2 protein-coding genes are annotated in these 1273 nt (G+C 59.9%); both read right to left on the reverse strand.

The window, feature by feature from the left end; all coding sequences use genetic code 11:
• Nucleotides 1–66 precede the first annotated feature (66 nt).
• Nucleotides 67–390, reverse strand: coding sequence for a hypothetical protein (locus ACV22V_RS32345; protein WP_448016806.1), 324 nt, complete (start codon nt 388–390; stop codon nt 67–69).
• On the reverse strand, nt 381–1273 hold an 893-nt coding region (locus ACV22V_RS32350), incomplete at its 5' end, for an Imm72 family immunity protein (protein WP_448016807.1). The genes ACV22V_RS32350 and ACV22V_RS32345, both read right to left, overlap by 10 nt.

Below are 1273 nucleotides of genomic sequence, written 5' to 3' on the forward strand. Positions count from 1 at the left end.
GGAACACCGGCCGATGGTCCCGAAATTCAGCTTGGCCATCCGTCCCCCTGAGACATTGCGCTCAACTTACGCTTCTTTCTGCAAGGCCATCAATTCCCTTAAGCAATCAGCACACGTTGCCGTCAGTAGTCCGATGGCTGCTTCCATCGACTCGTCGTCGTTAAAGCGGTAGACACCCCCTCCTTCGTGCGTACCGCCCAGCTCGCGCACTTTCGCCTCTTCGGATTCCAGCATGTAGCCGGGATACTCGATTTCGTGCCGCACGAGCAGCAGCGGGACGATCCGACGGCCGCCCTTCCAGTTGCTGCGGTCGTTAATGAGGTCGGATACGGTCCGCGTCACGAGCTCGCCGCCTACATGTCCGTGGGACAGGCAATTCATCAGCGGCATCGCGTCACCTGTTTCCCCGAAGCTGCCGGTGGCTTCGCGCCTGCCTCGAGAAAATACGACGACTCGTCGGGAATGACGCCATCCACGTAACGCCTGTCTTCCCACAGCAAGCGCCATCGCGTGCGCACGGCCAGCTCCATTGCATCTCTGACCTTCGGCGCTCGCGTTCCTCTGCCCAGGTAATTGAAGCACCCCCTGTTCGGGAACACGCGGCAACCGCCCACCGGCACGATGCCAAGCCACTTCGATCGCTCGACGGTAACGGGTTCCCAGATGCCGTCGCAAGGCACTTTGTCGCCGGACTTGATCATCACGCCGACTGGTTCCGGAATCTCCTGCAAGTCCTCCGGAAACACCGGATACGGCAGCGTGTAGAAGCTGTGTTCGTATGCATGCGGTGAAAGCAGCAGCCCAACCGAGCACAGTTGTGCGAGGTCGGTATATCCCGGCTCGAACGGCGCATACTCCATCTGGTATTCCGATGCGTGCAGCAGTCGAACAAGCGCATCGACCTTCGGCGGGTACGGGGCAACCTGCGCACCCCGATCCCAGTAATCCGGATGAGGGAAGAAATACGCATTCAGATGGTTGTACCGAGCAACCGCATATTGCAGCGGCTCACCGCGCCGCCAGACGAACCGGTGCCCTCGGGCCAGCTCGGATAACCCTCGATCGTAGGCCGCAAGGATCTCGAAGATCATCGGCAGATTATTTGCCGGCATGGGCTCCGGATCATCCGCGGACTGGTTCTTCACAGCGCTCTCATATTCATTCGCGAAGATCGCGAACGCATCACGCTTGCGCTTCCAGAGCGAAAAGCTGGTCAGGCGTTGAAGCAGCCAGACGATCCTGCGCCGCGTCGTGTCATCCGTCATGTCGTGTT

The sequence above is a fragment of the Burkholderia sp. AW33-5 genome (genome assembly GCF_053427615.1).

Excerpts from the sequence above, each read along its gene's own strand:
- ACV22V_RS32345 (WP_448016806.1), bottom strand. The coding sequence starts at position 390 with ATGCCGCTGATGAATTGCCTGTCCCACGGACATGTAGGCGGCGAGCTC.